The following is a 6,054-nucleotide window of genomic DNA, read 5'->3' as shown; positions in this document are numbered from 1 at the left end:
GGCCGCGAGAAATTCAGCCGCTGAGCCCAGGGCCCGTCCGCGCAGGACTTCGGCATGGTCGGCAGCATTGCTCGCCGCGGCGGCGCGCGCGGCTGCGAGGTCCACCAACAATGCGGCTAGGTCGCGGCGAAGCGCGCGGTCGTCCCATGTCCAAGTCGACCGCATCAGCGCCGAGAGGCTCTGCGGTGTGAGCAGCTCGTCGGATGTGTTCACCTCGGTCAATTCCCGGTGCCTTTCCAATTTGGCGGCTGGACCTACTGGCTACGGCTAACCTTACAGCGTAAGGTAGTGTCGGGTCGGGGAGAAGAGGTGGATATGGCCGAAGCGCTCAACGACAGCCAGCACACGTGGGGTGCTCTGACGCGGCCATGATGGACGTCGGCGTCTACTTCGACCTGCGCAATCCCGCCCAATGGCGGCAGCACCCGTCGCGGCTCTACGGCTTCACGATCGAGGCGTGCCAGGAAGCCGAGCGGCTCGGCGCCTCGTCGGCGTGGTTCTCCGAACATCACCTGTTCGACGACGACCACTTGACCAGCCCGCTGACCATGGCCGCTGCCGTGGCGGCACGCACGAAGCGCATGCGGGTGGGCACCGCGATCCTCATCGCACCGCTGCGGCCGGCCGCCGAGATCGCCGAACAAAGCGTGGTGGTGGATCTGGTATCCGATGGCCGCCTGGATCTGGGGATTGGTACCGGCTACCGGGTTCCGGAGTTCGAGCTGTTCGGCGCATCGCTGAAGGGGCGCTACCGGCAGACCGACGATACCGCGCGGCGCCTTCGTGAGTTGTTCGGCCCGGGCGGGGTGCGGCCGCGACCGGTACAGGATCCGATGCCGATCTGGCTGGGATACCAGGGCCCACAAGGCGCGCGCCGGGCCGGTTTGTTGGGGGAGCGGCTGCTGTCGGCCGACGCCGCGCTGTGGGAACCGTATGCCGAGGGGCTGGCCCAGGCCGGCCACCCGGTTACAGCCGGGGTGATGGCCGGTGGATTTCAGGCCTGGGCGAGCGATGACCCCGAAGGTGACTGGCCGATGGTCTCCGAACACCTTGCCTACCAGTTGAATTCATACCGCCGGCACATGGTCGAGGGCACCGACGCCGCGGCGCCGAAGCCCGTCGATGTGGATCGGCTCATCAACTCGCCGCGGCCGGGCCCGCTCGGCTCGTTCACCTACGGCACGCCTGAGCATGTGGCCGAGCGAATCCGCGCCTACACCGCCGGCGCGCCGGTGCGGACTGTGTTCCTGTGGGCATCCATCGGCGGCATGCGTGAGGACGTCGTGATGCGCAACATCCAGACGATCTGCACCCGGCTAGCGCCGCTGCTGCGGGTCGGCTCAGCGCGCGATCGCGAACAACCCAGTACACCAATGCAAGTGAAGTAGAGGACACGACGATGGCAATCATCCCGAACAGCGTCGGCACCCTGCCGTACAAGCTGCTCGACTTCGACCAGCACTCCTATGAAGCCCAGGACTGTTTCACCCGCTACATGCCCAAGGACAAGCTCGACACCGCGGTGCGGCCGATCGTGCTGCCCAGCGGTCATAAGGCGCTGCTGGCCAACGAGCGCATCGTGACTGCGTTCGAAAAAGAACAAGACCTCGACAAAGCGTATGTGCCCGGCTCGTTGGCCGAAATGCTCAAGAAGCGCTCCTCGGGCGACCCCGCCGACGCCGAGCGGTTCTTCGAGTCCATGCAGCCGGAATACCTCGACAAGGATGCCCGGCTCAAGCAGCTCGAAGAGCAGCAGATCGAGAAGTCGATCATGTACCCGGGCGGGTGGGCGCTGTTCGCTGAGGAGTTCCTCGACGGCATCGATCCGCTCTATGACAATCTGGAGTCGTTCAACCGCTGGATTGACGAGGATTGGGGCTTTAGCTACCAGGACACCATCTACGCCCCGGCGATGCTGTCGTTGCGCGACTTAGACCGCGCAGTCGCCGAGCTCGATCGTGTGTTGGCCGCCGGCGCCCGGTTCATCTATCTACCGGCCGGCCCGGCATACGGGCGCAGCCCGGGCGATCCGTACTTCGATCCGTTCTGGGCGCGCATCAACGAATCCAAAGCGGTTGTCTGCTACCACATCACGGAGTTCTACTATCAGCGCACCGTGGCCGCGGACTGGGGCTGGAAAGTCGGTCCGCCGTTCCAGTTTTCCGCGTGGCAGTGGCAAAACAGCTACGGCGAACGGCCCATCACCGACACGCTGTCCGCGCTGATTTTCGACAACCTGTTCGGCCGTTTCCCCAACATTCGGGTGTTGGTCAGTGAATTCGGTGCGTCGTGGGTCCCGCACTTCATCCGTCACATGGACAAAAGCCGCGGCATGGCCCGACTTGGTCCGTGGCTGGGGGGACCGCTCAAAGAGCGGCCCAGCGTGATCTTCAAGCAGCATGTGCGGGTGGTGCCCTATCCGGAGGACGACACCGTCGCGCTCGCCGAGGAACTCGGCGGCACCGATGCGCTGGTGATGGGATCGGACTGGCCACACGCGGAAGGGTTGCGCGAGCCGGCCGAAATGTATTGGCGCGTCGAAGGGCTCGGGGAGCAGCGGCGCCGCCAGTTCTGCCGTGACAACGGCCTGGAACTGTTGAAGGCTTGACGTGGGCAGCGAGTTCGACGGCGCGGTGGCGCTGGTGACAGCGGCAGCGGGGCTTGGTATCGGTCAGGCGGTCGCGCGGCGGCTCGCGGTCGGCGGAGCGCGGGTGGTGCTCACCGACATTCACGAGCGCCGCACCCGCGAGGTAGCCAAGGCGATGGCCGAAGACTATCCGAACGGGCAGATCGTCGGCTATCCGATGGACGCAGGTGACCGTAGCGCGATCGACCATGTCGTTGACCAGGTGCTCGAAAGGTTCGGCGCGGTAGATATTCTGGTCAACAACGCGGCGGTGAATATCCTCGGCTCGATCTTCGACTACCAGCCCACCGACTGGGATCGCGTCATGGACGTCAACATCAACGGGCCGTGGTATCTGGCACGCCGGGTGTTTCCTGGCATGCGCGAGCGCGGTCGGGGTGTGGTGATCAACATCGGCAGCTACGCCCCCGATGTCGGCGGCGCCGGCCTTGAGACGCCTTACGCGGTGAGCAAGGGCGCTTTGAACACGTTGACGCGCTGCCTGGCACACGAGGGCGGGCCGTACGGCATCCGGGCGAACACGGTCAGCATGGGCATGGTGGAGGGCACCAAGTTCGTGATGGACCACCCGGAGCTACGTGAGCGTCCCGACACACTCGGCCCATTGGGCTCACTGCCCGACAAGGACGAAATAGCCGAACTGGTAGCGTTTCTCGCGTCAGCACGGGCGGCCCACATCACCGGCGAAATCGTGAACGTCTCCGGCGGCGCCTACATGCGCAACTAGACGGTGTTCCCCGTTACTGGTTTCTTGGGGCAGCCTAGCCGGGCACTGACCGCCGTGTCCGTGGATGTCTCGGGGTGATTTGTGCGGCCCGTGAAGCTGTCGCCGGCCGGGTCGTTGCCCGCGGTACCGTTGAGTCTTTATGCAGCGAGATTTCCACTCGGCCGGCCGGTTTCCTCACTCATCGATTCCACTGGCGCTTGTCTACGGTGTAGAGGTAGGGCAGCACGAACATCGGCGACAGGTAGAACAGGTTGAACAGCCACCACCCCATGCCGAACTCGGAGTTGGCCATGCGCACGGGGAAATCCAGGCTCATCGCCATGGTGTAGCCCACCCACAAGAACAAATACAGCCAGCCCGATATTTTCATGAAGTGCAGCCCCCACGTCTTCATCTGCAGGAAAGCCCAAGCGCTCACCGTGCGCATCGGCATCAAGACGAAAACGGCCAGCAGCTGCCACATCTTTTCGGTATGGTTCTCGACACCGCCGAGCGCTCCGGTGTTGTACTTGAAGTAGAACGCGCCGTCGAAGAATCGTCCGTAGCCGGTGATGAAGGTGCGGCCGACAACGGTGTTGTGCGCGAACGTGTCCAGCGACCACGGCAGGAAGTTGATCATCCCGTCGATCATGCAGAACGTGCCGATAACGGTCGCTGCCCAGGGACGCACATTGGTGCCGGCCCTGACCGACCGCCACAACTTGACGAGCCCGACGATCAGGGGGATCGTCCCGAGCGGGCCGATTATCATTGTCCCGCAAAGCAAGATGCCCGCGGCCAGCCAGCCGTCTGCCGGCTCGACCCAGCGCGCTTTACTTTCCGACTCACCCGGCGACGGCGGCTGTGTCGCCGACGCCGAGGCTGAACCCGGCCTATTCGGCGATGAGTGTCTTATGACCATCCGAACCTCACCAGTATCGCCGGGAACATCGTCGTGCATTCGATGATCAAACCTGCCAGCAGGAACAAACAGATGTACGTGAGAATTCTGTGCAGTGTCCGCACGCCTTTTTCGGTCTCGGCGTTGGCCGAGTCCGGGGCCTGTTCGGCCGGCACGAGCCGACTCCCCAGAAACCACCACACCGCCAGGATCGCGATATCGGCGACGATCATCCCGACGAGACGCACAGCGTCATGCATGACTGCCTCCTACCGGTAGTGAAATACTTGGAATGCCTGGACGGTCAGGATGGTGGCCGCCCACAACGCGGCCAGGATGAAAAAGCCGATAACTGCCGCCATTCGTGACTTCATCGACAGCGCTCCTATTCGTGTGATGTTGCCATGGGCAGATGTCATGCCCGTTCGCTGATGCGTTGGCACTGGCGTGATTCGGCGATCTCCCGCTTCAAACCGGTCAGCAGAATGTCGAGTGCTAAGGCGAAGGTGTCGATGTCGGTCTTGTTGCGGGTGCGGCCTCGCACCGCTACCCGCGACCCCAGCCACAAGTAGGTCACCGCGAGGTACACCCGTAACGCCTCTTCGGTCGTAAGGCCTTGGCTGGTAAGGGCGGCGATCCCTTCGCGGCGAAGGTCGTTGGCTTTCGCTGAATTCGGCGAGTGGGCGACGATGACCTCATCGAGGCCCGGGTACTTATCAACTTAGAGCCTGCAGTCCCAGCACCTGAGCCCGTAGCGCCAACCAGCCATCTCCGCAATCCGGCGACATTGGTGGCGCCTGACTCAAGATCTTTTCCACCACCAGCTCAACCAGCGCCTCGCGTCCGGCGACGTGCTTGTACAGCGCGCCGACCGAGACCTGCAGCCGCTCGCTCAGTGAGCGCATCGTCAGGTCGGCCATCCGGTGTCGCGCGATCTGCAGCGCGGCCTCCACGATGGACTGCTCGTCAAGCCGCTGCGCGCGGACCTTCGGCCGGCCAACCATACGCTGTATAGTAAACAGCGTTCACCACTGTGGTCAGACTCCTTATCGGCCCGTCCAGTATCCCGGGTCACGCCGGCCGACCGATGCGACGGCATCCAGTCGGCTCGAATACCAAGGGGCCATGGCAGCGACCGAAGGGCCCGAGCCGCAGATGCGAGCCCGGCCGACTAGATCATTGTCGGCGATGGGAAATCAGCGCGCCGGTTGATAACCCGACTCAAAGTGCTGCGGTATCGGGCGTTACCGGGCCGCCAGGATCAGATCCGCGGCACGCCAGGCCATGGCCATCGCCGGGCCGTTGAGATTGCCCGAGACCATCGTCGGCATCACCGAGCAGTCCATCACGCGCAGGTTGTCGACACCGCGCACCCGCAATGATGAGTCGACCACGTCGTCGTCGGCCGGACCCATTGCGCAGGTGCCCACCGCGTGATAGCCGCAATATCCCAGCTCCAGCCCCGCATCGATGATCGCGTCGGCGCTGCTGACCTCCGGTCCCGGGGTGAGCTCACGCACCAGATACTTCGAAATGGGTGCCTGGCTGAATAATTGGCGCATCGTGTTGAACAACGCAACGCCAGTAGTGCGGTCATGGTCGGTGGCAAAAAAATTCGGCTCGATGTCCAGTGGTGCGGCCGGATCCGCCGATGTAATCGCCAGATAGCCCTCGCTGTCGGGGCGCAGCACATATCCGATCGCCTGGATGCCCGGCTCGCGCTCCAACCCTAGCTCCTTGCCGGCTTCATAGGGTGCGGCCGAAAATGGGGCCATCAGTATCTGCGCGTCCGGACGGGGT

9 protein-coding genes are annotated in these 6,054 nt (G+C 63.9%); 3 read left to right on the top strand and 6 right to left on the bottom strand.

Going from position 1 to position 6,054, the window contains the following annotated elements; genetic code table 11:
* Window positions 1-222: hypothetical protein (locus ACFE99_RS21700; protein ID WP_375488461.1), on the bottom strand; the 222-nt coding region annotated here is incomplete at its 3' end.
* 146 nt (window positions 223-368) lie between these two features.
* On the opposite strand from ACFE99_RS21700, the gene ACFE99_RS21695 reads away from it, so the two are divergent.
* From ACFE99_RS21695 to ACFE99_RS21685, 3 genes are read left to right on the top strand one after another with little or no spacing between them, the layout of a single operon-like run.
* Window positions 369-1,388: an LLM class flavin-dependent oxidoreductase gene (locus ACFE99_RS21695; RefSeq protein WP_375488459.1), complete on the top strand. Its 1,020-nt coding sequence runs from the start codon at window positions 369-371 to the stop codon at window positions 1,386-1,388.
* A gap of 11 nt (window positions 1,389-1,399) precedes the next feature.
* Window positions 1,400-2,608, top strand: coding sequence for an amidohydrolase family protein (locus ACFE99_RS21690; protein ID WP_375488457.1), 1,209 nt, complete (start codon window positions 1,400-1,402; stop codon window positions 2,606-2,608).
* Window position 2,609: 1 nt separating this feature from the next.
* Window positions 2,610-3,374, top strand: coding sequence for an SDR family NAD(P)-dependent oxidoreductase (locus ACFE99_RS21685; RefSeq protein WP_375488455.1), 765 nt, complete (start codon window positions 2,610-2,612; stop codon window positions 3,372-3,374).
* 178 nt (window positions 3,375-3,552) lie between these two features.
* Here the strand turns inward: ACFE99_RS21685 and ACFE99_RS21680 are convergent, their stop codons facing one another.
* From ACFE99_RS21680 to ACFE99_RS21660, 5 genes are all read right to left on the bottom strand, one after another.
* Entirely contained in the window at window positions 3,553-4,125 is a 573-nt protein-coding gene (locus ACFE99_RS21680; RefSeq protein ID WP_375488453.1) for a hypothetical protein, read from the bottom strand.
* Window positions 4,126-4,265: 140 nt separating this feature from the next.
* Window positions 4,266-4,514, bottom strand: coding sequence for a hypothetical protein (locus tag ACFE99_RS21675; protein ID WP_375488452.1), 249 nt, complete (start codon window positions 4,512-4,514; stop codon window positions 4,266-4,268).
* A 155-nt stretch (window positions 4,515-4,669) separates the two neighbouring features.
* Window positions 4,670-4,843, bottom strand: coding sequence for a hypothetical protein (locus ACFE99_RS21670; RefSeq protein WP_375488451.1), 174 nt, complete (start codon window positions 4,841-4,843; stop codon window positions 4,670-4,672).
* A 127-nt stretch (window positions 4,844-4,970) separates the two neighbouring features.
* Window positions 4,971-5,258 (bottom strand): TetR/AcrR family transcriptional regulator, encoded by a 288-nt coding sequence (locus ACFE99_RS21665; RefSeq protein ID WP_375488450.1) that lies wholly within the window; start codon window positions 5,256-5,258, stop codon window positions 4,971-4,973.
* A 240-nt stretch (window positions 5,259-5,498) separates the two neighbouring features.
* A partial coding sequence (locus tag ACFE99_RS21660; protein ID WP_375488449.1) for a GMC oxidoreductase occupies window positions 5,499-6,054 on the bottom strand: 556 nt, incomplete at its 5' end.

The organism is uncultured Mycobacterium sp. (genome assembly GCF_964249325.1).
In the GTDB taxonomy this organism is placed as follows: Bacteria; Actinomycetota; Actinomycetes; order Mycobacteriales; family Mycobacteriaceae; genus Mycobacterium.
The sequence above is the reverse complement of the archived record's forward strand: the minus strand, read 5'-3'. Positions and strand labels throughout refer to the sequence as shown.

Bases quoted from the DNA above. Each gene is read 5' to 3' on its own strand.
- ACFE99_RS21695 (WP_375488459.1), top strand. From the start codon at position 369: ATGATGGACGTCGGCGTCTACTTCGACCTGCGCAATCCCGCCCAATGG.
- ACFE99_RS21690 (WP_375488457.1), top strand. From the start codon at position 1,400: ATGGCAATCATCCCGAACAGCGTCGGCACCCTGCCGTACAAGCTGCTC.
- ACFE99_RS21680 (WP_375488453.1), bottom strand. From the start codon at position 4,125: ATGATAATCGGCCCGCTCGGGACGATCCCCCTGATCGTCGGGCTCGTC.
- ACFE99_RS21675 (WP_375488452.1), bottom strand. From the start codon at position 4,514: ATGCATGACGCTGTGCGTCTCGTCGGGATGATCGTCGCCGATATCGCG.
- ACFE99_RS21665 (WP_375488450.1), bottom strand. From the start codon at position 5,258: ATGGTTGGCCGGCCGAAGGTCCGCGCGCAGCGGCTTGACGAGCAGTCC.